Source organism: Enterobacter cloacae complex sp. 385G4 (assembly GCF_057320665.1).
On sequence record NZ_JBXWDD010000001.1, the window covers coordinates 1,407,890 to 1,429,852 of the forward strand.

A 21,963-nucleotide genomic window follows, 5' to 3' on the forward strand; every position below is an offset into this window, starting at 1 on the left:
ACGAAAGTCTCTGAAACAATATCACTGGAGAAAAAATGGCTAAGCGTAAATTGCTGCTTCTGGGTGTGTTACTGTCTCTGGCGGGCTCCGCGTTTTCTGCCCCGCAAACCGCCGCTGCGCCATCGGGCATCAAGGCCTATGAAGAACAAGAGTTCATCGCCGATTTCACGAAGTTTAAAATCGGCGATACGGCACCGGCGCAGTATCAAACGCCGGAGTACACCATTAAACAGTACCAGCTGCGTAACCTTCCGGCACCGGATGCCGGTACCCACTGGACCTACATGGGCGAAAACTACGTCCTGATTGGCGATGCAGATGGCAAAATCTACAAAGCCTACAATGGAGATATTTTCTATCATCGCTGATACGATCGTAATCCGTCCGTGGCAGGAGAGCGACCGCCCTTTCCTGCGTACGCTCTACCTCCACGCCCGGCGTGAAGCCTGGCCGTGGCTGGACAGTTCTGCGTGGCAGCTTGAAGATTTTGACGCGGCAACCCTGGACGAAGAGATTTGGGTGGCGGAGCAGGATGGGCACCGACTTGGCTTCGCCTCAGTCTGGACGAACGATAATTTTCTGCACAACCTGTTTGTCGACCCGCAGTATCAGAGCCTGGGCGTCGGACATGTGTTGCTTGAGCACGTACAGAAGACGTTTACCAGCACGGGCTCACTCAAGTGTCTGGTGAAAAATACGCGGGCTATTACGTTTTACCAGCGGCACGGCTGGCACATTGAGGCGACGGGGAATTCTCCTGAGGGAGAGTACTATCTTATGCATTACCGGCTTGGGTAAAGTCAGGTGGCGCTTCGCTTACCTGACCTACAAAATCGTATTTCGTAGGCCGGGTAAGGCGAAACCGCCACCCGGCAATCCAGCGCTGGGGGGTTACACCGCGCGGAAGGCGATTTCACCCGGGATCACTTCACCCTGCCAGTACAGCTGCGCCGCAACGCGCCCCGCCAGCTGGCGGTACATCTCAGCGAACTCGCTGTCTGGACGGCTGACGACCGTCGGCTTCCCGCTGTCCAGATCTTCACGCAAGGAAATATGCAGCGGCATCTGCCCCAGCAGCTGGGTGTGATACTGCGCTGCCAGTTTTTCCGCCCCACCCGTACCAAAGATAGGCTCATGGTGTCCGCAGTTGCTGCAGATGTGCATGCTCATGTTCTCGACGATGCCGAGCACCGGCACTTCCACTTTCTCGAACATCACGATGCCTTTTTTGGCGTCGATCAGCGCGATATCCTGCGGCGTGGTGACCACAACGGCCCCCGTTACCGGGATGTTCTGCGCCAGCGTCAGCTGAATGTCACCGGTGCCCGGCGGCATGTCCAGCACCAGATAATCCAGATCCGGCCACATCGTTTCCTGCAGCATCTGCAGCAGCGCTTTGCTGGCCATCGGGCCGCGCCAGACCATAGCGTTATCGTCGGTCACCAGGTAACCGATGGAGTTGGTCGCCAGACCGTGCGCCACGATCGGCGCCATATGCGTGCCGTCCGGCGAGGTTGGACGCTGATTTTCCGCACCCAGCATGTTTGGAATAGACGGACCGTAGATATCGGCATCCAGAATACCGACCTTTGCCCCTTCCGCCGCCAGCGCGAGCGCGAGGTTAACGGCGGTAGAGGATTTACCCACCCCACCCTTACCTGAACTCACGGCGATGATGTTTTTCACCCCGTTGACGCCCGGCTGATTTTTCACACGCTTCAGCGTGGCAATGCTGTGGCTCAGCTTCCAGTCAATCGCTTTCGCACCGGTAATGCGCAGCAGCTCGGCGCTGGTCTGCTCTTTCAGCGCATCAAAGGCGCTGGTCCAGACGAACGGCATCTGCACTTCAACGTGCAGCGTATCGTCCAGCCATGCGACGTGGTGCAACGCTTTCAGCGTAGTGAGGTTATGCTTCAGGGTTGGATGCTGAAAGTTAGCCAGCGTCCCGGCGACCATTGCTCGTAAGGCTTCCGGTGATTTGGCCTGGGATTGAGAACTCATCCCGACTCCTTTGTTCTTGTGAATAAGACCTTAGACAAACAAGTTTACCTGAAAGGCCGTGGTTTGTGCTTACTTAATAATGCCCCTTTTGGTAATATCGAAAACCCTTTTCACAGTTAAAAGAAGTAATGCCTACTATGACTCAAGTCGCGAAAAAAATTCTGGTAACGTGCGCCCTGCCGTACGCCAACGGCTCAATCCACCTCGGCCACATGCTGGAGCATATCCAGGCTGATGTCTGGGTCCGTTACCAGCGAATGCGCGGCCACGAGGTTAACTTCATCTGTGCGGACGATGCCCACGGCACGCCGATTATGCTGAAAGCGCAGCAGCTGGGGATTTCCCCGGAGCAGATGATTGCCGAAATGAGTCAGGAGCATCAGACCGATTTTGCTGGCTTTGACATCAGCTATGACAACTATCACTCCACGCACAGCGACGAAAACCGCGAGCTGTCGGAGCTGATCTACACCCGTCTGAAAGAGAACGGTTTCATCAAAAACCGCACTATCTCTCAGCTGTACGATCCGGAAAAAGGCATGTTCCTGCCGGACCGTTTCGTCAAAGGCACCTGTCCAAAATGTAAATCCCCGGATCAGTACGGCGATAACTGCGAAGTCTGCGGCGCGACCTACAGCCCGACCGAACTGATTGAGCCCAAATCCGTGGTATCCGGCGCCACACCTGTGATGCGTGATTCCGAGCACTTCTTCTTCGACCTGCCGTCCTTCAGCGAAATGCTGCAGGCGTGGACCCGCAGTGGCGCGCTGCAGGAGCAGGTGGCGAACAAGATGCAGGAGTGGTTCGAATCCGGCCTGCAGCAGTGGGATATCTCCCGCGATGCGCCGTACTTTGGCTTCGAAATCCCGAATGCGCCGGGCAAATATTTCTACGTCTGGCTGGACGCGCCAATCGGCTACATGGGCTCCTTCAAGAACCTGTGCGACAAGCGGGGCGACACCGTCAGCTTCGACGAATACTGGAAGAAAGACTCTACCGCCGAGCTGTACCATTTCATCGGCAAAGACATCGTTTACTTCCACAGCCTGTTCTGGCCGGCCATGCTGGAAGGCAGCAACTTCCGCAAGCCGACCAACCTGTTCGTACACGGCTACGTCACGGTGAACGGCGCCAAGATGTCCAAGTCCCGCGGGACGTTCATCAAGGCCAGCACCTGGCTGAACCACTTCGACGCGGATAGCCTGCGCTACTACTACACCGCGAAGCTCTCTTCCCGCATCGACGATATCGACCTGAACCTGGAAGATTTCGTGCAGCGCGTGAACGCAGACATCGTCAACAAGGTGGTGAACCTGGCGTCCCGTAACGCGGGCTTTATCGCCAAGCGCTTTGACGGCGTAATGGCCGCTGAGCTGGCGGACCCTGCCCTGTACCAAACCTTCACCGACGCGGCAGCCACCATTGGCGAAGCCTGGGAAACGCGCGAGTTCGGTAAAGCAGTGCGTGAAATCATGGCGCTGGCTGACCTGGCTAACCGCTATGTGGACGAGCAGGCGCCGTGGGTTGTCGCTAAACAGGAAGGCCGCGATGCCGATCTGCAGGCCATCTGCTCCATGGGCATCAACCTGTTCCGCGTACTGATGACGTACCTGAAGCCAGTTCTGCCGCAGCTGGCAGCCCGCGCTGAAGCGTTCCTGAACACCGAACTGACCTGGGATGCAATGGCACAGCCGCTGCTCGGCCACAAGGTGAACACCTTTAAGGCGCTGTATAACCGCATCGAGATGAAGCAGGTTGAAGCGCTGGTCGAAGCCTCTAAAGAAGAGGTGAAAGCGGCTGCAGCACCGGTAACCGGCCCGCTGGCGGACGATCCGATTCAGGAAACCATCACTTTTGATGACTTTGCTAAAGTCGACCTGCGCGTGGCGCTGATTGAAAACGCAGAATTCGTGGAAGGCTCTGACAAGCTGCTGCGCCTGACGCTGGATCTCGGCGGCGAGAAGCGCAACGTCTTCTCCGGCATCCGTTCTGCCTACCCGGACCCGCAGGTGCTGATCGGCCGTCAAACCGTGATGGTCGCTAACCTGGCGCCGCGCAAAATGCGCTTCGGCATTTCCGAGGGGATGGTGATGGCAGCAGGCCCTGGCGGGAAGGATATCTTCCTGTTAAGCCCAGACGAAGGCGCGAAGCCGGGCCAGCAGGTGAAATAAAAAAAAAGCCGGAGATAATCTCCGGCTTTTTTATGGTTTCGGGTGATGCACCCGATGGGTCAGCCCGCGCAGGAAATTACGCAGAAACTGGTCGCCGCACTCGCGGTAATTTTTGTGGTCCGGCGCGCGCATCATGGCAGTGATTTCCGGCATCGACACGCGGTATTTCTGCTCGGTCATGATCGCCTGGATATCGTCCGTTTTCAACGAGAAGGCGATACGCAGCTTTTTCAGCACCGTGTTGTTGTTCACCCGACGCTCCAGCGCCAGCTCGGGCGCGGAGTCATCTTTTCCACGTTTATCGTAAATCAGCCCGTTCAGAAAACCCGACAGAATGATGTCCGGGCAGCGGACGAAGCCCTCTTCGTCCTCTTTGGTCATCCAGGTATCAAAATTTGCAGACGTGGATTCAATGTCGGACAGCGCAAGAATGCGCACCATGTCGTTATTGTTTGCTTTCAGGGTGTAGCGCAGGCTACGAAGAATATCGTTACTTAGCATAGAGCCTTCGAATGTCGATGATGCAATGGCGCGCAGTGTACCAGTTTTACAGGCCAATCGCCTCTTTCAAACTTTTCAGATAGCGGCGGCTGACGGGGACGGTCTGCCCGGCGCGCAGCACCAGCTCGGCCTGACCGTTATCTTCCAGACGGATCTCCTTCAGGTGTGCCATGTTCACCAGATACTGACGGTGACAGCGAATCAGCGGCGTACGGCTCTCCAGCGTGCGCAGGGTCAGCTCGGTAAACCCTTCGTTCCCTTCCGCGCTGGTGACAAACACCCCGCTCAGGCGGCTGCTGACAAACGCCACATCATCCATTTGCAGCAGATAAATCCGGCTGTGCCCGGTGCAAGGGATAAATTTCAGCGGCTGCTGGTTTTCCGGCAGCAGCGTAACGTCCTGGACGGTTCGCTCCTGGCGTAAGCGGGTGAGCGTTTTTTCCAGCCGCTTCTCTTCAATCGGCTTGAGTAAATAATCGAACGCGTGCTCCTCAAAAGCCTTAACGGCATATTCGTCGAACGCCGTCAGAAACACGATGTAGGGACGATGCGCCGGGTCGAGCATGCCGACCATCTCCAGCCCGCTGATGCGCGGCATCTGAATGTCGAGGAACAGCACGTCCGGGCGCAGCTTGTGCACCGCACCGATGGCCTCAATGGCGTTGGCGCACTCCCCCACAATCTCAATGTCTGGCTGCTCCTGCAGCAGAACGCGCAGGTTTTCCCGTGCCAGCGGCTCGTCATCCACAATCAGCACTCTTAACATGCGTTTTCCTCCAGCGGCAGTCGAACGGTAATACGGGTAAAACGGTCAGGCTCGCAGGCGACGGTAATGCCACAGTCGTCGCCAAAATGGGCGCGCAGACGTTTATCAACCAGGCTCATCCCTAATCCGCCCGAAGCGGAAGGCTGGTACAGCCCGGCGTTATCTTCAATATCCAGCACCAGATGGTGGTTAAAACGGCTGGCGGCAATGGTTATCTCCCCTCTCCCCAGCAGCTGCGAGGTACCGTGCTTGATGGCGTTCTCCACAATAGGCTGCAGGGTAAAGGCCGGAAGATGCTGATACGCCAGCTCGTCCGGAACGGAGAGCGACACCTGCAGGCGGGACTGAAACCGCGCCTGTTCAATTTGCAGATAGGCATTCACGTGCTCAATTTCATCGGCGAGGGTCACGATCTCTGACGGGCGCTTCAGGTTTTTACGGAAAAAGGTCGACAAAAACTGCACCAGCTGCGCGGCCTGATCGCTGTCGCGGCGAATCACCGCTTTGAGCGTGTTGAGGGCATTAAACAGGAAATGCGGATTGACCTGGGCATGCAGCAGCTTAATTTCAGACTGCGTCAGCAGGGCTTTCTGCCGTTCATACTGCCCGGCCAGAATTTGCGCGGAAAGAAGCTGGGCGATACCCTCCCCCAGCGTGCGGTTGATGGAGCTGAACAGACGGTTTTTCGCCTCATACAGCTTGATGGTGCCCATCACCCGCTGATTTTCCCCGCGCAGCGGAATGACGAGCGTGGAGCCCAGCTTGCACTGCGGATGCAGCGAGCAGCGGTAAGGCACTTCGTTACCGTCGGCATACACTACTTCGCCGGTTTCAATGGCGCGCAGCGTATAGGTCGACGAGATCGGTTTGCCCGGCAGGTGGTGATCGTCTCCGGTGCCGGTAAACGCCAGCAGCTTTTCGCGATCGGTAATGGCCACCGCGCCGATATCCAGCTCTTTATAGAGCACCTGCGCGACCTTCATGCTGTTCTCTTCGTTAAACCCCTGACGCAGGATCCCTTCGGTCGAGGCGGCAACCTTCAACGCCGTGGCGGAAAAGGCCGAGGTGTACTTCTCAAACATGGCGCGCTTGTCGAGCAGAATACGCATAAACAGCGCCGCGCCGACGGTGTTGGTCACCATCATCGGGGCGGCAATACTGCTGACCAGGTGCAGAGCATCCTCGAACGGGCGGGCAATCAGCAGAATGATCGCCATCTGCGCCATTTCAGCCACAAATGTGATGGCCCCGGCGGTAAGCGGGCTAAACACCTTGTCCGGGCGACCGCGCTTAATCATATAGCTGTGCACCAGGCCACCAAGCAGCCCTTCGACGATCGTCGAGATCATGCAGCTGAGCGCCGTCATCCCGCCCATGGAATAGCGATGCAGCCCACCGGTTAAACCGACAAGGCCACCGACGACCGGGCCGCCCAGCAGCCCGCCCATCACAGCGCCGATGGCACGCGTATTAGCAATAGAGTCTTCGATGTGGAGGCCGAAGTAGGTCCCCATGATGCAAAAAATAGAGAAGGTGACGTAGCAGAGCAGCTTGTGCGGCAGGCGTACGGTGACCTGCATCAGCGGAATGAAAAGACGCGTTTTGCTCATCAGCCAGGCAATGACCAGAAACACGCACATCTGCTGAAGCAACAGCAACACAAGGTTAAACTCGTACATACTCAAAACCGCACACGCTAAAAAACGCGTAACATACACGGATGCGGCTGAACTTTCTTTGAAGCGCCCCAAAAAAGCGTAAAATCGTGTCCGTTATCACATCTTTTTCTGCACATCGTGCATGGTTCGCATTATTTGTTTAAAAATTAATCAATTCTTCCTGGTTCGGCAAAGTGGGTCTACAGTTAAGCTGGGGACGCGTAAGCCAGGGGGCAAATATGGCGCTTTACACAATCGGTGAAGTGGCACTCCTTTGTGATATCAATCCCGTTACCCTACGGGCGTGGCAGCGACGGTATGGATTGCTCAAACCGCAGAGGACGGACGGTGGTCATCGCCTTTTCAACGATACCGATATCGACCGGATCCGTGAAATCAAAAGCTGGATCGACAACGGGGTGCAGGTCGGGAAAGTGAAGTCCCTGCTGAGCCACGACGACCCGGACACGCAACGCCTCTGGCGCGAGCAGCAGGAAACGCTGCTGCGGCTCCTGCAGGCCGGTAACCTGCAGCGACTGCGCGCCTGGATCAAAGAGCAGGGTCGCGATTATCCGGCGAAAACGCTTATCACCCATCTTTTCATTCCGCTCCGTCGGCGCCTGCAGTGCCAACAGTCTACCCTGCAGGCGCTGCTCAGCATGCTTGACGGGGTGCTGATCAACTATATTGCCGTCTGTCTTGCCTCGGCGAAGAACAAGGCAGGAAAAGATGCGCTGGTGGTCGGCTGGAACGTGCACGATACCACCCGTCTGTGGCTGGAAGCGTGGATCGCCACCCAAAAGGGCTGGCGCGTGGATGTCCTTGCGCACTCGCTGGGGCAGCTCAAACCCGAGTTTTTCGACGGCCAGACCCTGCTGGTCTGGTGTGGCGAAGTGCCGTCCGCCACGCAGCAACAGCTGCTGACGGAGTGGCGTGAGCATGGTTATCCGGTTTATTCCCTTGGCCCGGATGAGCCATAACGGCATTTAATGGTTTATTAACAGCTGCGCTTCACCGTATAATTGTTCCGTTAACAACAGGAGCACATGATGAAGGCAACCAAACTCGCCATTATTACCCTTTTTGTCCTGATGGCCGTAAGCGGTATCGGCGGCGTGATGCTTGCAGGATACTCGTTTATCGTTCGTGGCGGTGTCGGCTGAGGTATAGCGCCAGCCGCTCAAAAAGGCGATCGACGACGATAGCCGCCAGCGCGACCAGTACCGCCCCCTGCACAATATAAGCCGTATTAAACCCGCTTAAGCCGATGATGATCGGCGTTCCCAGCGTATTGGCACCGACCGTAGACGCAATGGTCGCCGTCCCGATGTTAATGATCACCGACGTGCGGATCCCGGCAATAATAACCGGTGCCGCAAGCGGCAGTTCTACCTTGCGCAGCCGCTGCCAGCGGCTCATCCCCATCCCTTCCGCCACGCTTAAAACAGACGCCGGGACCGCCGCAACGCCCGCCAGCGTGCCCTGCAGAACGGGCAACACGCCGTACAGAATCAGCGCAATAATCGCGGGCTGCTGACCAAAACCCATAACCGGCACCGCTATCGCCAGCACCGCCACCGGCGGAAACGTCTGTCCAATGGCCGCAACCGTCTCCACCAGCGGACGAAACTCCCGGCCCGCAGGTCGCGTGACCGCGATGCCCGCCCCTACTCCCAGCACCACCGCGATGACGCTTGAGAGCGCCACCAGACAGAGATGCGCCAGGGCAAGGTTAATAAAGCTCTCCTGCTGATACACCGGCCGCGGTAGCCCCGGAAAAAGAGTGTTAAACAGCGCCGCGCTGTGAGGCATCAGAAACAGTAAGGCGACAAAGAGCGCTACCAGCCAGAGGAGCGGATCACGCAGTGCCTTCACGCGTCACCTCCCCGGCCAGCAGATCGCGAAAATGCAGGCTGCCGCACGGCGCACCCCGGACATCCGCCACGGGCAGGACTTCGCACCGGCGCGCGACAAACGCGGAGAGGGCATCACGCAGGCTCATCTGCTCCTGTAGCGGTTCCCCGCCGGGCGGTGCATTCTCACGGCGCATATAGTCTCCGACCGTCCGCAGGGAGAGCAACCTGACGCCCAGCTCGCTGCGGCCAAAAAACTCGCGTACAAAGTCATTCTTCGGGCTGGTCAGCAGCGCAAGCGGCGCGCCCTGCTGCACCACCTCGCCGTGGTCCATCAGCACCAGATGGTCGGCCAGGCGCAGGGCTTCATCGATATCGTGCGTCACGAGGACGATGGTTCGACCAAGAATGCGGTGAATGCGGGTCATCTCCGTTTGCAGCGCCCCGCGCGTAACGGGATCCAGCGCGCCAAAGGGTTCATCCATCAGCAGCACCTGCGGGTTAGCCGCCAGCGCGCGCGCCACGCCCACGCGCTGCTGTTGTCCACCGGAGAGCTGGTGAGGATAGCGGTTGCGCAACGCGGGCTCCAGCCCCAGCAGAGACATCAGTTCATCAACGCGGTCAGCGATTTTAGCCCGCGACCATTTCTCCAGCTGCAGCACGGTGGCGATGTTCTGTGCCACCGTCCAGTGCGGAAACAGGCCGATAGACTGAATGGCATAGCCCATTCGGCGGCGCAGCTCCAGCACCGGCAGGCTGCGGATCTCTTCCCCGGCAAAGCGAATTAACCCGCTGTCATGCTCCACCAACCGGTTGATCATCTTCAGCGTGGTGGATTTTCCCGAGCCCGAAGTGCCAATCAGCACGGAAAATGCCCCCTCGGCAAAGTTCAGGTTCAGATGGCTTGCCGCCGGGCGGCCGGCAAAGGTTTTACTCACATCATGAAATTCAATCATTGGCTCTTCTCCTGAGCAGCGCGAGCCATAAGGCAAACAGGGCGTCGACGACAACCGCCAGCGCAATGGTAGGGACTACGCCTAACAACACCAGATCGAGGGCGCTGCTCAGCAGCCCCTGGAACACCAGCGCGCCAAAGCCGCCCGCTCCAATCAGCGCGGCAATCACCGCCATGCCAACGGTCTGAACCGCTACCACCCGCAGGCTGCGCAGCAGCAGGGGCAGCGCCAGCGGGAGCTGTATCTTCCAGAAACACTGTCGCGCGCTCATCCCCATCGCATGGGCGCTTTCCAGCACATCCGGCGCAACCTGGCTTAAGCCGGCGACTACGCCGCGCACCAGCGGGAGCAGCGCGTACAGCACCAGCGCAATCAGCGCGGGTGTTAACCCCGTTCCGGCGATACCCACCGCGCCCAGCGCGGGAAACGACTTCACCAGCCCGGCCAGGGGGGCAATCAGCAGGCCAAACAGCGCAACGGAGGGAATGGTCTGGATGACGTTGAGCACGGCAAAGATGCTACCCTGACGTGAGGGATGACGATAACACCACATGCCGAGCGGTATCCCGATCAGCAGCGCCGGGATCAGCGTGCCGAAAAGGATCGTCAGATGTTGCGCCAGAGCATCATTAAATACCTCCTGACGGTTGGCGTACTCTTTTAACAGCGAGAGGTTGTTCAGTTCACCGCTGAACAATAACAGCAGCGGAATAGACCATATCTGTGCATTAAGCACCCAGCGCCAGACAGAACTGGCGATGAGACGACGAATCGCATCGCTGCTGGCCAGTAAACACAAAGCCAGCCAGAGCCACAGGCCGCTGCCTGGCGTGGTTCTCGCCAGCGGACTTTCCGCCGAGGCCATATGCGTTGCCGCCAGCCCCGCGCTCCAGAACAGCGCGATAAAGAGACCTTCCGAGAGCAGCAGCGTTAGCCACTGCGCCGTTCGCCCTTGCCAGAGCGACAGTCCAACCCACGCGGCCAGCGCAGCCGCCAGCCACCACGGCGTGAACGACCATACGTCCCAGAGAGCACGCCCTTCCCCCGACATCAGGCGGTTAGGCGCGACGTTCACAAACGGTAACGCGACCGCCGCGATGGCCACGCAGGCCAACAGCAGCAGTACGCGGTTATGACATTTTATTGGCACAGCCCTTTCCCGTTACTTCACAAGCCCTTGTTGTTTCAGGAAGTCGGCGGCCACTTTTTTGGCATCCAGTCCCTCGACGGCAATGCTGGCATTCAGCTGTTGCAGCGTTTTTTCATCCAGCTTTTCGAAGACTGGTTTGAGCCATTCAGCAATATCCGGGTAGGCTTTCAGTACCGCCTCACGCACAACCGGGGTTGGAGCGTAGATCGGCTGAACGCCTTTTGGATCGGTCAGGGTTTGTAGGCCCAGCGCCGCGACCGGGCCGTCGGTGCCGTAGGCCATCGCCGCGTTAACGCCGGAGGTTTGCTGCGCCGCCGCCTTAATGGTTACCGCCGTATCTCCGCCCGCCAGCGAGAGCAGTTGTGCCTGGTCGAGCTTGAAGTCGTAGGCTTTTTCAAACGCCGGCAGCGCGTCAGGACGCTCGATAAACTCCGCGGACGCCGCGAGCTTGAAGTCGCCCTTCTCTTTCAGGTAGCGGCTGAGATCCGCAAGCGAGGTGAGCTTCCCTTTCTCCGCCACGTCCTTACGCACGGCGATAGTCCAGGTATTGTTGGCCGGGGCCGGGGTCAGCCAGACCAGCTTGTTCTGTTCCGCGTCGAGTTTTTTGACTTTTTCATAGCCAGCTTTGGCGTTTTTCCATGCTGGATCGTTCTCTTCTTTAAAGAAGAACGCGCCGTTGCCGGTATATTCAGGATAGATATCCAGCTCGCCGGAGGTAATCGCGCCGCGCACGACGGGCGTGGTGCCCAGTTGAACTTTATTGACGGTTTTCACGCCGTGGCTTTCCAGCACCTGGAGAATAATATTCCCGAGCAGCGCGCCCTCGGTATCGATCTTTGAGCCCACTTTTACCGGCTCCGCCGCCTGTAAAGGCAGGCTTAGCGCCGCGAGTAGCGCCGCAGAAACTACCATCCCCGATTTAATCGTCATTCCGCTATCCTCATTTTTTTGCTGCCTTTTTCAGAGGCTTGAGAGAAAAGCGTAGCTTAAAACGGCGGATTTACCCGGCAAAATGCCTTTTTAGCATAAGGTAAGACGCATCCCCCGATGGACGGGGGATGCAAAGGAGGGAAAGGTTACAGCAGCTCGAACTCGCCTTTATTTACGCGGGCGGAATCCACCCCGATAAAGACGTTAAACTTGCCCGGTTCCGCATCATATTTCATCTGCTGGTTCCAGAACTTGAGCGCATCCACGTCAATCGGGAAGCTGATGGTTTTGGTTTCGCCAGGCTTGAGATTGACCTTCTCAAAGCCGCGCAGCTGCTTCACAGGACGGCTCATCGAGGCGGTGACATCCTGCACGTACATCTGAATCACCGTTGCCCCTTCACGCTTGCCGGTGTTGGTCACCTCGACGCTGGCGGTGACCTTGCCGTCACGCTTCAGGCTCGGCGCCGACATTTTCACCTCAGAAACCTTGAAGGTGGTGTAGCTCAGGCCATAACCAAACGGGTAGAGCGGGCCGTTAGCTTCGTCAAAGTAACGAGACGTGTATTTGTTCGGCTTGTCGGCGTTGTACGGGCGGCCGGTATTCAGGTGGCTATAGTAAACCGGGATCTGCCCGACGGAGCGCGGGAAGGACATCGGCAGCTTGCCCGACGGGTTGTAATCGCCAAACAATACGTCGGCGATGGCGTTACCGCCTTCGGTGCCGGCGAACCAGGTTTCCAGAATGGCGTCAGCCTGCTGGTCCTCTTTCACCAGCGCCAGCGGACGACCGTTCATCAGCACCAGCACCAGCGGCTTGCCGGTCGCTTTCAGGGCGGCGATCAGATCGCGCTGGCTCTGCGGGATGGTAATGTCGGTACGGCTGGAAGCTTCGTGCGCCATACCCTGCGCTTCCCCCACGACCGCGACAACGACGTCAGACTGCTTCGCCGCGTTGACCGCTTCGTCGATCATCTCCTTCGGCGTGCGCGGATCGACCTTCACCGCTTCCTCGTACTGGTTGAGGAAGGTGACGATGTCTTTATCGTCGGTGACGTTCGCCCCTTTGGCGTACACCACTTTGGCGTTTTCACCGACGGCGCTCTTGATGCCGGTCAGGACGGTAACGGACTGATCGGCCACGCCCGCAGCAGACCAGCTCCCCATCACGTCGCGCTTGCTGTCAGCCAGTGGGCCGACCACAGCAATAGTGCCGGATTTTTTCAGCGGCAGCGTGTCGAGGCGGTTCTTCAGCAGCACCAGACTTTCGCGCGCCACTTCACGCGCCTCTTTACGGTGCAGGCGACTTTCGGCGTTGGTATCCGCCGGGTCAGAATCTTTCGGCCCCAGGTGGCTGTACGGATCGTTAAACAGCCCCATGTCATATTTCACGTTCAGCACGTGGCGCGCGGCATCGTCCAGCTCCGCCATCGTTACCTTGCCGCTCTTCACCAGCCCCGGCAGGTATTTGCTGTAGTACTCGTCGCTCATGCTCATGTTGATGCCGGACTTGAGCGCCACGCGCACCGCGTCTTCCGGATCGGACGCCGTGCCGTGCTTGATCAGTTCTTTAATCGCGCCGTGGTCGGAAACGGTGATGCCCTTAAAGCCCCACTGGTCGCGCAGCACGTCTTTCAGCAGCCAGGAATCGGAGGTCGCAGGCGTGCCGTTCAGCGAGTTCAGCGCCACCATCACCGCGCCGCTGCCCGCATCCAGCCCTGCCTTGTACGGCGGCATGTAGTCGTTAAACAGGCGCTGTGGGCTCATGTCGACGGTGTTGTACTCTTTACCGCCTTCCACGGCGCCGTAGGCCGCGAAGTGTTTAACGCTGGTCATCACCGAGTAGCGGTCCGCCGGGCTCTTGCCCTGCATCGCTTCCACCATGGTTTTGCCCATCGTGGCCGTTAAATAGGTATCTTCACCGAAGCCTTCCGAGGCGCGGCCCCAGCGCGGATCGCGCGAGACGTCCACCATCGGTGCCCAGGTCATGTTCAGGCCGTCGTCCGCCGCTTCATAGGCCGACACGCGCCCGACGGTTTTCACCGCGTCGAGGTTAAACGAGGAGGCTAAGCCGAGGCTGATCGGGAAGACAGTACGCTGGCCGTGCACCACGTCATAGGCAAAGAACAACGGGATTTTCAGACGGCTGAGCTGCATCACCTGATCCTGCATGGCGCGGATATCCTGGCGGGTGACGGTGTTAAAAATCGCGCCCACCTGGTTCTCTTTGATCATCTCGCGGATGGCCTCTTTCGGGTTATCCGGGCCAACGCTGATCAGACGCAGCTGGCCGATTTTTTCATCGACCGTCATCTTCTTAAGCAACTCCGTGACAAACGCGTCGCGGGCTTCAGGCGTGAGCGGGTGATTACCAAACAAATCCTCTGCCAGCGCAGGTTGCAGCGCCAGGCTGACGGCGACACCTACAGAACATAGCCATTTCATGTTGTTATTCTCTCTCATCAATAACCGTGGGAAGCACCCGGCCAGACCGTGCGAAAAGCGCAGTGTGCCATAAACCCTCTGAACGTTGCAGGGTTATTCTCTGATTTTTCTCGTGAATACTCGACCGCTGAACAGTTAATCGCGCTATGCTTTACAGCGAGAAATTTGCCCCACCACAAGGAGTGGAAGATGACTTCTGTTCGAACTGACGATAACAAAACATTTATTAACGAACTGTCGCGCCTGGTTGGCTCCTCTCACCTGCTTACCGACCCGGCCAAAACCGCCCGCTACCGTAAGGGTTTCCGCTCCGGCCAGGGCGACGCGCTGGCGGTGGTCTTCCCCGGCACGCTGCTGGAGCTGTGGCGCGTGCTGAGCGCCTGCGTTGCGGCGGACAAGATTATTTTAATGCAGGCGGCCAACACCGGCCTGACCGAAGGTTCCACGCCGAACGGCAACGATTACGATCGCGATATCGTGATTATCAGCACCCTGCGCCTCGACAAGCTGCACCTGCTGGACAAAGGCGAGCAGGTGCTCGCGTTCCCGGGGACCACGCTCTACTCGCTGGAAAAAGCGCTTAAGCCGCTGGGCCGCGAGCCGCACTCGGTGATCGGCTCCTCCTGCATTGGCGCCTCGGTGGTCGGTGGGATTTGCAATAACTCCGGCGGTTCGCTGGTCCAGCGCGGCCCGGCCTATACCGAAATGTCACTTTTTGCCCGCATCGATGAAAACGGCAAGCTGACGCTGGTGAACCACCTGGGCATCGATCTGGGCGTGACGCCGGAACAGATCCTCAGCAAGCTCGACGACGACCGCGTGAGGGACGAAGACGTGCAGCACGACGGTCGCCACGCGCACGACCACGATTACATCACCCGCGTGCGCGATATCGAGGCCGATACCCCGGCGCGCTACAACGCCGATCCGGATCGCCTGTTTGAATCGTCCGGCTGCGCGGGCAAGCTGGCCGTTTTTGCGGTGCGTCTCGACACCTTCCCGGCAGAGAAAAAGCAGCAAGTATTTTACATCGGCACCAATCAGCCTGAGGTTCTGACCGAAATTCGTCGCCATATTCTGGGCGAATTCACCCACCTGCCGGTGGCGGGCGAGTACATGCATCGGGATATTTACGACATCGCGGAGCGCTACGGGAAAGACACTTTCCTGATGATCGATAAGCTTGGCACCGACAAAATGCCGTTTTTCTTCACCATGAAGGGCCGCACCGACGCGATGCTGGAGAAAGTGTCGCTGTTCAAGCCCCACTTCACCGACCGCTTTATGCAGAAGCTGGGCAACGTTTTCCCTGCGCATCTGCCGGAGCGAATGAAAACCTGGCGTGATAAGTACGAACATCACCTGCTGCTGAAAATGGCCGGGGACGGGATCGCCGAAGCGCAGAGCTGGCTGACCGAGTTCTTCAGGACGGCTGAGGGTGATTTCTTTGCCTGCACGCCGGAAGAAGGCAGCAAAGCCTTCCTGCACCGCTTCGCCGCAGCGGGTGCCGCTATCCGTTACCAGGCGGTGCATTCCGAAGAAGTGGAAGATATTCTGGCGCTGGATATCGCCCTGCGACGCAACGACACCGAATGGTTTGAGCATCTGCCGCCGGAAATCGACAGCAAGCTGGTGCATAAACTCTATTACGGCCACTTTATGTGCTACGTCTTCCATCAGGACTACATCGTCAAAAAAGGGGTAGATGCTCATGAACTGAAGGAGCAGATGCTCGCCCTGCTGCGCGAGCGTGGCGCACAATATCCTGCGGAACACAACGTCGGGCATCTTTATAAAGCCCCTGACGCCCTTAAGCAGTTTTATCGCGAGAATGACCCTACAAACAGCATGAACCCCGGCATAGGGAAAACAACGCGGAAGAAATACTGGAAAGAGAGTGCAGACGCGGAGCAGCGCATAACGCAAGCGTCTGATTAAACCCTACAGCCAAATTTGAGAGATTGTTTCGCGCGCCTTTATCGTAATAGAGTAGCGGTCTGTCGCCGGAGAAATGTTTCTCCGGCATTCTATAATGAGGAGCAGGCGCATCATGTCGGCTGTTGATGTTTTATCCGAAACCGAACTGGAAGTGCGCGACGCCCTTCCCGATGATGTGCATGCCATCGCCGCCATCTATGCCTGGCATGTGCTTCACGGACGCGCGTCATTCGAAGAAGTCCCCCCCACCATCGACGAAATGCGTCAGCGCATGAAAAGCGTGGCCGAGAACGGTTTACCGTGGCTCATCGCGCTCTATCGCGGCATCGTGGTGGGCTATTGTTACGCCACCCCTTACCGACCGCGTCAGGCCTATCGCTATACTCTGGAAGAGTCGATTTACGTGGATGCCAGCATCACCGGACGCGGTTTTGGCACTGCATTAATGAACGCGCTGATCGCGCGCTGCGAGCAGGGCCCGTGGCGGCAGATGATTGCCGTTGTGGGAGATGGCAATAATAATTCCGGCTCGTTACGGCTGCATAAAAAACACGGCTTTGAGATTGTCGGTCAGCTTCGCAGCGTGGGGTATAAGAAAGGCGACTGGCGGGATACGGTGATAATGCAGCGCCCGCTCAACGATGGGGACTGGACGCTGCCGGAATAAACGTAAAACGGTAACCTGGGTTACCGTTTTTAGTGTTTTCTCCCTCTCCCGTGGGAGAGGGTCGGGGTGAGGGCATCAACGCGCAGAGGGGAATTAATCGTTTTGCGCCGTCGCCATCTGCTCCGCTTTCTGCTTTTTATAGGTCAATGCCGCAGCCGGAACGGGCTGCACTTTCCCGGTCTCAATCCAGGTCCGCAGGCGGCTCGCATCCGCGAAGTGGGTATATTTCCCGAAGGCATCCATCACCACCAGCGCCACCGGCTTACCGTTAAACACGGTGCGCATCACCAGGCAGTGGCCTGCCGCATTGGTAAACCCGGTTTTGGTTAACTGAATATTCCAGTTCTCGCGGTACACCAGATGGTTCGTGTTGCGAAACGGCAGCGTGTAAGACGGATTCGAGAATGTCGCCATGTCCTCACGCGTGGTGCTGAGCTGGCCGAGCAGCGGATACTGCTTGCTGGCAATCAGCAGTTTTGTCAGATCGCGGGCCGTGGAGACGTTGTTAATCGACAGACCCGTCGGTTCAACAAAATGAGTATTGCTCATCCCCAGCGCTTTGGCTTTGGCGTTCATCGCGCGGATAAAGGCATCGTAACCGCCAGGATAGTGGTGCGCCAGACTTGCCGCCGCACGGTTTTCGGACGACATCAGCGCCAGCAGCAGCATATTTTTACGGCTGATTTCACTGTTCAGGCGCACGCGAGAGTAGATCCCTTTCATCTCCGGCGTGTGGCTGATATCCACTTTCAGCTTTTCGTCCAGCGGCAGGCGAGCATCAAGCACCACCATCGCGGTCATTAATTTGGTTATTGAGGCGATCGGGCGCACCAGGTCCGGGTGGCTGGCGTAAATCACCTTATTGGTGTTGAGATCAACAATCATCGCGCTGCCGGACGCAATTTGCGGCTGGGCAGCAGCGGTGGTCACCGCGGGCGTTTTGGCGACAGCTGGCACGGCAGCGGACGCGCCCAGCAGCAGCGCCAGGCTAAGTAAGGAGACACGAAATTTCAGCATGGTGAGACTTCTGATAATTATTCACGCACGTAATGACGTACACCGCCTGCGTCGACGGATAAACACAGGCTGGCTTCGGCATCATAGCGGTCACCGTGCTTTGTCGCCAGCGGATAATCGTGAACAGATGCTGCATTGCTGGCATTTACGCCAGCAATGCAGTGAGCTTAGAAGAGACGGTATCCATAACCCCAAAGAATAACCGTCAGTGCCAGTAACACCTCCAGAACCAGCACCCCGATGGCAAGCGTGGAACCGGAGAAGCTCAGGCCCTCTTCTTTATTGATATTCAGGAAGGTTGGAACGCCCAGATACAGCAGATAACCGGTGTAAAAGAGCGCAACAGTACCGATCAGCGCGCACAGCCAGACCAGTGGATAGAGCGCGACAATACCGCTTAAGAACAGCGGGGTCGCGACGTATCCGGCGAAGACCATGCAGTGTGCCAGCGATGGGCGCTGTGGGTAGTTACGCGCCATCCAGTGAATGACGCGCCCCATGACCGCCACCCCTGCCAGCATCAGGCCATAAAAGAGAATGGCCAGATAAAGCCCGGTAAACCAGGAGAGCTGAACCACGGTACCGTCACCGAAGTTCCAGCCGATTTGTGTTGTGCCAATAAACGCGCATATTACCGGCACCGCGGCCATCAGCAGCACATGGTGGGTGTAATGATGCGAGACCGTTTCGTTCTCACTTTTGATGACATGCATTTCACGATCGGGATGGGAGAAAAGTCCCCAGACATGGTTCATAGCGCCCCCTTGTTGTCGGCCCGTCAGCGATACCTTAAGTATAATGCAGGCTTTAGATTATTTTATGTACAGTGGGAAATTTCCGTTGATTGCCGCGCGGTTGATTCATGAGGTATATGATTAAACGAGGTACGCAGAGGGAGATAACCGTTAGGTAATGGATATTAACGCACTCATTGAACAATATGGATATGCCGCGCTGGTCATCGGCAGCGTGGCGGAAGGTGAAACCATCACGCTGCTGGGCGGCGTCGCCGCGCATCAGGGATTACTCAAGTTTCCGCTGGTCGTCGCTGCGGTCGCGCTGGGCGGCATGATTGGCGATCAGTTGCTCTACTTCCTGGGGCTGCGCTTTGGGCCGACGCTGCTCAAGCGTTTCGTTAAACACAAAAAGAAAATCAACCGCGCGCAGCGCCTGATCCAGCGTCACCCTTATCTGTTCGTGATTGGTACCCGCTTTATGTACGGCTTCAGGATTATCGGGCCGATACTGATTGGTGCCAGCCGCCTGCCGCCAAAAATTTTCCTGCCGCTGAATATTGTTGGCGCGATAGCCTGGGCGCTGATCTTCACGACGCTTGGTTACGTGGGTGGCGAGGTGATTGGCCCGTGGCTGCATAACCTTGACCAGCACCTGAAGCACTGGGCGTGGTTGATTCTGGTGGTTGTGGCGGTGATTGGGGTCAGGCTGTGGATGCGGCACAGAGAGAAGAAGCGGGATGAGGAGTGAGTCAGCCTGGTGCCCCTCACCCCTTTGGGGAGAGGGATACATTGAGGGGAAACCTGTTACCCTTCCGGCTTAAACTGCGGGTTCGCCAGCATAAAGCCCCCGTCGACGATAAACGATTGCCCTGTGGTATAGCTGGCGTCGCTGTCACACAGCCACGCCACCAGGCTGGCGATTTCTTTGGTGTGGCCCGGCCTTGCCAGCGGAATTTCCGGCATTGACCCTTCCTTCACTTCGCTGTCGTCCATATCGTTCATCGGCGTGGCAATGGCCCCCGGCGCGACGGCGTTCACCAGAATCTTGTGCTTCACCAGCTCCATCGCCATCGATTTGGTTAAGCCGCCGAGCGCATGTTTCGCAGCCGTGTAAGCGCTGGCATCAGGCAGCGGCGTGTGCTCATGCACCGAGGTGATGTTCACAATCCGCCCCCCTTCCCCCTGCTTCACCATCTGCCGTGCCGCAATCTGCGAGCAGAGAAACGCGCCGTCCACGTCGACGGTAAAAATGTTCCGCCAGTCGTCAAACGCCATCTCAAGAAATGGCGCTTTGGTCATCGCTCCGGCATTGTTAACCAGCACGTCCAGCCGGCCGAAACGCGCAATGAGCGTTTCAATGGCTTCAGCGCCGTCCGGGAGCGTGCCTAAATCAAGATGGATAGCCTCCGCGCGCTGCCCCCGCGCTTCGACTTCGCGGCAGGTTTCCAGCGCCCCTTTTTCATCCGAATGCCAGGTGACGCCAATATCAAACCCGCGCTCTGCCAGCATCAGCGCCGTGGTTTTACCGATCCCGGAATCCGATGCGGTTACAATCGCTACTCTGTTCATACTCACCTCCTGAAAATGTGCAAAGAGGTAAGTATAGATAATCACCCTTTTTAGCCGTGATGATAGCCACCGCCCAGCGCGGACGTCAGCTGTAGCGTGGCATCCACGTACTGCCCTTTCAGGGTCAGTGCAGCGATATGTTCCTTGAGTGCCGGAATTTTGGCCTCGCTGACGCGGGAACCGGCAATAATCCCGACGCTAAAGCGCGCCTGTGCCAGTGCCACCACGCGCGCGGCATCTTTCTCGACCTGCTGCTGTTGCTGATTTTTTGCGGTCAGGGTTTCAACTTCGCTGGCCGTGCGCGCCACCTGATTAACGGCATCGACCACCGCTTTGTTGTAGTTCGTCACCGACAGATTGTTCTGCGCCTGGGCAATATCCAGATTCGCATTCAGCCTGCCGCTGTCGAAGATCGGCAGCGTCAGCCCGGCGGTGACGCCCATTTGCTGGGCGGAGGAACGGAACAGATCGCTCAGATGCAGGGCATCCTGCTGCAAGAATGCCATCAGATTCACGTCGGGATAGAAGGCGGCTTTGGCGGCATCCACTTCGCTCAGGGAAGCTTCAATGTACCAGTGCGCCTCCTGCAGATCCGGGCGGCGAGCCAGCAGCTCGTATCCCAGCGTGGTAGGCAACGCCGCTTCTGCTGCCGGTAAAGCATGGCGAGTCAGTTTCATTGAGGAGGTATTAGTCAGGGCCTGCAGACGTGCCTCAACGGCTTTCATTTTGCCTTTTACCCCGGCAAGCTGCTCTTCGGTTTTACTGGCATTGATATCGGTTTCGACACCTTCTACCGAAGATGTGATCCCGTGCTGATACAGCTCGCGGTCGGCACCGATGATATTTTCCTGCTCGTGTTTAATCTGTGCGAGAACGTCCCCCACCGCGGCCTGGGTCTGCCACTCCCAGTAAAGCCGCGCGACGCTGCTGGCCAACAGCTGACGCGTCTGCTCCATCTCAGCTTTCTGGGCGTTGACCTTGCCGATACGGGCTTCAACCTGCGCGCGGTTTTTTCCCCACAAATCGAGATCCCAGCCCGCTGTCAGGCCAAAGGTACCGTTGGTATACCACGGCCCGGTGGTGCCCGCGGCCGGATCGGTAATGGCGAAGGGCCCCATCAGCCCTTCCGCAGACATCTTCTGCCGCTCCGCATCGGCGGAAAAATCCATCTGAGGGCCGTCTGCCGCCAGGGTGGCTTTCGCCTGCGCTTCCGCGAGCGTAATACGCTGTCGGGCGATTTGCATATCCGGCGCATCATTTAGCGCCTTCGCGATCAGAGAATTAAGCTGCGGATCGTTATAGTCTTTCCACCATTCGTTTTTCGGCCAGTTGGTTCGACTTAGCTGTGTATTTACCGACGCCGCAGTGGCTTGCGTTTTAATCGGCGACACGCTGGCATGTTCCGGCGCGCAGGCAGCCAGCATTAAGACAAGAGGAGCACTCAGAGATAAAATAAGAGAACGTTTCATTACGCCATAACTCAAAAAATTAAAGGCGCAAATTACGCTTGATGCCATTCCGTTTTTTAGTAACGCGTGGCAATCCGCAAATTGTCATACATTTTCATATTCGGCAATTTATTCCTAACCCCAATGAATAAATTCA

Annotated in this window: 21 protein-coding genes; 8 read left to right on the forward strand and 13 right to left on the reverse strand. The window is 57.6% G+C overall.

Going from position 1 to position 21,963, the window contains the following annotated elements; genetic code table 11:
• Nucleotides 1-35 precede the first annotated feature (35 nt).
• A complete protein-coding gene (locus AC2FAJ_RS06900; RefSeq protein WP_008500887.1) occupies nucleotides 36-368 on the forward strand; it encodes an RcnB family protein in 333 nt (110 codons plus the stop codon).
• Nucleotides 319-798 (forward strand): GNAT family N-acetyltransferase, encoded by a 480-nt coding sequence (locus AC2FAJ_RS06905; RefSeq protein ID WP_041911989.1) that lies wholly within the window; start codon nucleotides 319-321, stop codon nucleotides 796-798. Before AC2FAJ_RS06900 ends, AC2FAJ_RS06905 begins: the two co-directional genes overlap by 50 nt.
• A gap of 93 nt (nucleotides 799-891) precedes the next feature.
• On the opposite strand, the gene apbC is transcribed toward AC2FAJ_RS06905, so the two are convergent.
• On the reverse strand, nucleotides 892-2,001 hold the full coding sequence (apbC, locus tag AC2FAJ_RS06910) for an iron-sulfur cluster carrier protein ApbC (RefSeq protein WP_028013834.1): 1,110 nt from the start codon (nucleotides 1,999-2,001) through the stop codon (nucleotides 892-894).
• 137 nt (nucleotides 2,002-2,138) lie between these two features.
• On the opposite strand from apbC, the gene metG reads away from it, so the two are divergent.
• Complete coding sequence (gene metG, locus AC2FAJ_RS06915; protein WP_049000348.1) at nucleotides 2,139-4,172, forward strand: methionine--tRNA ligase; 2,034 nt, start codon at nucleotides 2,139-2,141, stop codon at nucleotides 4,170-4,172.
• Between the two features lie 30 nt (nucleotides 4,173-4,202).
• On the opposite strand, the gene AC2FAJ_RS06920 is transcribed toward metG, so the two are convergent.
• From AC2FAJ_RS06920 to AC2FAJ_RS06930, 3 genes are read right to left on the reverse strand one after another with little or no spacing between them, the layout of a single operon-like run.
• A complete protein-coding gene (locus AC2FAJ_RS06920; protein WP_041909058.1) occupies nucleotides 4,203-4,673 on the reverse strand; it encodes a YehS family protein in 471 nt (156 codons plus the stop codon).
• Between the two features lie 46 nt (nucleotides 4,674-4,719).
• Nucleotides 4,720-5,439 (reverse strand): two-component system response regulator BtsR, encoded by a 720-nt coding sequence (gene btsR / locus AC2FAJ_RS06925; protein WP_023312443.1) that lies wholly within the window; start codon nucleotides 5,437-5,439, stop codon nucleotides 4,720-4,722.
• Nucleotides 5,433-7,118 (reverse strand): sensor histidine kinase, encoded by a 1,686-nt coding sequence (locus AC2FAJ_RS06930; RefSeq protein ID WP_041909056.1) that lies wholly within the window; start codon nucleotides 7,116-7,118, stop codon nucleotides 5,433-5,435. Before AC2FAJ_RS06930 ends, btsR begins: the two co-directional genes overlap by 7 nt.
• Before the next feature lie 218 nt (nucleotides 7,119-7,336).
• Here AC2FAJ_RS06930 and mlrA point away from each other — a divergent pair, with 218 nt between their 5' ends.
• Together mlrA and AC2FAJ_RS06940 are read left to right on the forward strand one after the other, a co-directional pair.
• Nucleotides 7,337-8,077, forward strand: coding sequence for an HTH-type transcriptional regulator MlrA (gene mlrA / locus AC2FAJ_RS06935; protein ID WP_041909054.1), 741 nt, complete (start codon nucleotides 7,337-7,339; stop codon nucleotides 8,075-8,077).
• Nucleotides 8,078-8,146: 69 nt separating this feature from the next.
• On the forward strand, nucleotides 8,147-8,260 hold the full coding sequence (locus AC2FAJ_RS06940; RefSeq protein ID WP_008500895.1) for a protein YohO: 114 nt from the start codon (nucleotides 8,147-8,149) through the stop codon (nucleotides 8,258-8,260).
• Here AC2FAJ_RS06940 and AC2FAJ_RS06945 read toward each other — a convergent pair.
• The 5 genes from AC2FAJ_RS06945 to bglX all read right to left on the reverse strand — a co-directional run bounded on the left by AC2FAJ_RS06945 (nucleotide 8,235) and on the right by bglX (nucleotide 14,430).
• Nucleotides 8,235-8,972, reverse strand: a complete 738-nt coding sequence (locus tag AC2FAJ_RS06945; RefSeq protein ID WP_485453956.1) for an ABC transporter permease — start codon at nucleotides 8,970-8,972, stop codon at nucleotides 8,235-8,237. The genes AC2FAJ_RS06940 and AC2FAJ_RS06945 overlap by 26 nt on opposite strands.
• The gene (locus AC2FAJ_RS06950; RefSeq protein ID WP_041909050.1) at nucleotides 8,956-9,906 is read right to left on the reverse strand and encodes an ABC transporter ATP-binding protein; all 951 of its coding nucleotides are present in this window, start codon (nucleotides 9,904-9,906) and stop codon (nucleotides 8,956-8,958) included. The genes AC2FAJ_RS06945 and AC2FAJ_RS06950 overlap by 17 nt, the downstream gene beginning before the upstream one ends.
• On the reverse strand, nucleotides 9,899-11,056 hold the full coding sequence (locus AC2FAJ_RS06955) for an ABC transporter permease (protein ID WP_041909048.1): 1,158 nt from the start codon (nucleotides 11,054-11,056) through the stop codon (nucleotides 9,899-9,901). Before AC2FAJ_RS06955 ends, AC2FAJ_RS06950 begins: the two co-directional genes overlap by 8 nt.
• Nucleotides 11,057-11,068: 12 nt before the next feature.
• Nucleotides 11,069-11,986 (reverse strand): glycine betaine ABC transporter substrate-binding protein OsmF, encoded by a 918-nt coding sequence (gene osmF / locus AC2FAJ_RS06960; protein WP_041909045.1) that lies wholly within the window; start codon nucleotides 11,984-11,986, stop codon nucleotides 11,069-11,071.
• Nucleotides 11,987-12,132: 146 nt separating this feature from the next.
• Nucleotides 12,133-14,430, reverse strand: a complete 2,298-nt coding sequence (gene bglX, locus AC2FAJ_RS06965; RefSeq protein WP_041909044.1) for a beta-glucosidase BglX — start codon at nucleotides 14,428-14,430, stop codon at nucleotides 12,133-12,135.
• A 189-nt stretch (nucleotides 14,431-14,619) separates the two neighbouring features.
• On the opposite strand from bglX, the gene dld reads away from it, so the two are divergent.
• Together dld and AC2FAJ_RS06975 are read left to right on the forward strand one after the other, a co-directional pair.
• Nucleotides 14,620-16,368 carry a D-lactate dehydrogenase gene (gene dld, locus AC2FAJ_RS06970; protein WP_041909041.1) on the forward strand — a complete coding sequence of 583 codons (1,749 nt, stop codon included), beginning with the start codon at nucleotides 14,620-14,622 and terminating at the stop codon, nucleotides 16,366-16,368.
• A 112-nt stretch (nucleotides 16,369-16,480) separates the two neighbouring features.
• Nucleotides 16,481-17,035: a GNAT family N-acetyltransferase gene (locus AC2FAJ_RS06975; RefSeq protein WP_028013845.1), complete on the forward strand. Its 555-nt coding sequence runs from the start codon at nucleotides 16,481-16,483 to the stop codon at nucleotides 17,033-17,035.
• 93 nt (nucleotides 17,036-17,128) lie between these two features.
• Here the strand turns inward: AC2FAJ_RS06975 and pbpG are convergent, their stop codons facing one another.
• Together pbpG and AC2FAJ_RS06985 are read right to left on the reverse strand one after the other, a co-directional pair.
• Nucleotides 17,129-18,052, reverse strand: coding sequence for a D-alanyl-D-alanine endopeptidase (gene pbpG, locus AC2FAJ_RS06980; RefSeq protein ID WP_028013846.1), 924 nt, complete (start codon nucleotides 18,050-18,052; stop codon nucleotides 17,129-17,131).
• Between the two features lie 167 nt (nucleotides 18,053-18,219).
• Entirely contained in the window at nucleotides 18,220-18,807 is a 588-nt protein-coding gene (locus AC2FAJ_RS06985; protein ID WP_028013847.1) for a Yip1 family protein, read from the reverse strand.
• A gap of 157 nt (nucleotides 18,808-18,964) precedes the next feature.
• On the opposite strand from AC2FAJ_RS06985, the gene AC2FAJ_RS06990 reads away from it, so the two are divergent.
• The gene (locus tag AC2FAJ_RS06990; RefSeq protein ID WP_028013848.1) at nucleotides 18,965-19,537 is read left to right on the forward strand and encodes a DedA family protein; all 573 of its coding nucleotides are present in this window, start codon (nucleotides 18,965-18,967) and stop codon (nucleotides 19,535-19,537) included.
• 56 nt (nucleotides 19,538-19,593) lie between these two features.
• On the opposite strand, the gene AC2FAJ_RS06995 is transcribed toward AC2FAJ_RS06990, so the two are convergent.
• Nucleotides 19,594-20,358 carry an SDR family oxidoreductase gene (locus tag AC2FAJ_RS06995; protein WP_319879163.1) on the reverse strand — a complete coding sequence of 255 codons (765 nt, stop codon included), beginning with the start codon at nucleotides 20,356-20,358 and terminating at the stop codon, nucleotides 19,594-19,596.
• Nucleotides 20,359-20,408: 50 nt separating this feature from the next.
• Nucleotides 20,409-21,827 (reverse strand): multidrug resistance outer membrane protein MdtQ, encoded by a 1,419-nt coding sequence (mdtQ, locus tag AC2FAJ_RS07000; protein WP_485453957.1) that lies wholly within the window; start codon nucleotides 21,825-21,827, stop codon nucleotides 20,409-20,411.
• Between the last annotated feature and the right edge of the window lie 136 nt (nucleotides 21,828-21,963).

Bases quoted from the DNA above. Each gene is read 5' to 3' on its own strand.
- dld (WP_041909041.1), top strand. From the start codon at position 14,620: ATGACTTCTGTTCGAACTGACGATAACAAAACATTTATTAACGAACTG.
- AC2FAJ_RS06985 (WP_028013847.1), bottom strand. From the start codon at position 18,807: ATGAACCATGTCTGGGGACTTTTCTCCCATCCCGATCGTGAAATGCAT.
- AC2FAJ_RS06905 (WP_041911989.1), top strand. From the start codon at position 319: ATGGCAAAATCTACAAAGCCTACAATGGAGATATTTTCTATCATCGCT.
- AC2FAJ_RS06900 (WP_008500887.1), top strand. From the start codon at position 36: ATGGCTAAGCGTAAATTGCTGCTTCTGGGTGTGTTACTGTCTCTGGCG.
- mdtQ (WP_485453957.1), bottom strand. From the start codon at position 21,827: ATGAAACGTTCTCTTATTTTATCTCTGAGTGCTCCTCTTGTCTTAATG.
- AC2FAJ_RS06995 (WP_319879163.1), bottom strand. From the start codon at position 20,358: ATGAACAGAGTAGCGATTGTAACCGCATCGGATTCCGGGATCGGTAAA.
- AC2FAJ_RS06930 (WP_041909056.1), bottom strand. From the start codon at position 7,118: ATGTACGAGTTTAACCTTGTGTTGCTGTTGCTTCAGCAGATGTGCGTG.
- apbC (WP_028013834.1), bottom strand. From the start codon at position 2,001: ATGAGTTCTCAATCCCAGGCCAAATCACCGGAAGCCTTACGAGCAATG.
- bglX (WP_041909044.1), bottom strand. From the start codon at position 14,430: ATGAAATGGCTATGTTCTGTAGGTGTCGCCGTCAGCCTGGCGCTGCAA.
- btsR (WP_023312443.1), bottom strand. From the start codon at position 5,439: ATGTTAAGAGTGCTGATTGTGGATGACGAGCCGCTGGCACGGGAAAAC.
- AC2FAJ_RS06940 (WP_008500895.1), top strand. From the start codon at position 8,147: ATGAAGGCAACCAAACTCGCCATTATTACCCTTTTTGTCCTGATGGCC.
- mlrA (WP_041909054.1), top strand. From the start codon at position 7,337: ATGGCGCTTTACACAATCGGTGAAGTGGCACTCCTTTGTGATATCAAT.
- AC2FAJ_RS06975 (WP_028013845.1), top strand. From the start codon at position 16,481: ATGTCGGCTGTTGATGTTTTATCCGAAACCGAACTGGAAGTGCGCGAC.
- osmF (WP_041909045.1), bottom strand. From the start codon at position 11,986: ATGACGATTAAATCGGGGATGGTAGTTTCTGCGGCGCTACTCGCGGCG.
- AC2FAJ_RS06950 (WP_041909050.1), bottom strand. From the start codon at position 9,906: ATGATTGAATTTCATGATGTGAGTAAAACCTTTGCCGGCCGCCCGGCG.
- metG (WP_049000348.1), top strand. From the start codon at position 2,139: ATGACTCAAGTCGCGAAAAAAATTCTGGTAACGTGCGCCCTGCCGTAC.
- pbpG (WP_028013846.1), bottom strand. From the start codon at position 18,052: ATGCTGAAATTTCGTGTCTCCTTACTTAGCCTGGCGCTGCTGCTGGGC.
- AC2FAJ_RS06990 (WP_028013848.1), top strand. From the start codon at position 18,965: ATGGATATTAACGCACTCATTGAACAATATGGATATGCCGCGCTGGTC.
- AC2FAJ_RS06920 (WP_041909058.1), bottom strand. From the start codon at position 4,673: ATGCTAAGTAACGATATTCTTCGTAGCCTGCGCTACACCCTGAAAGCA.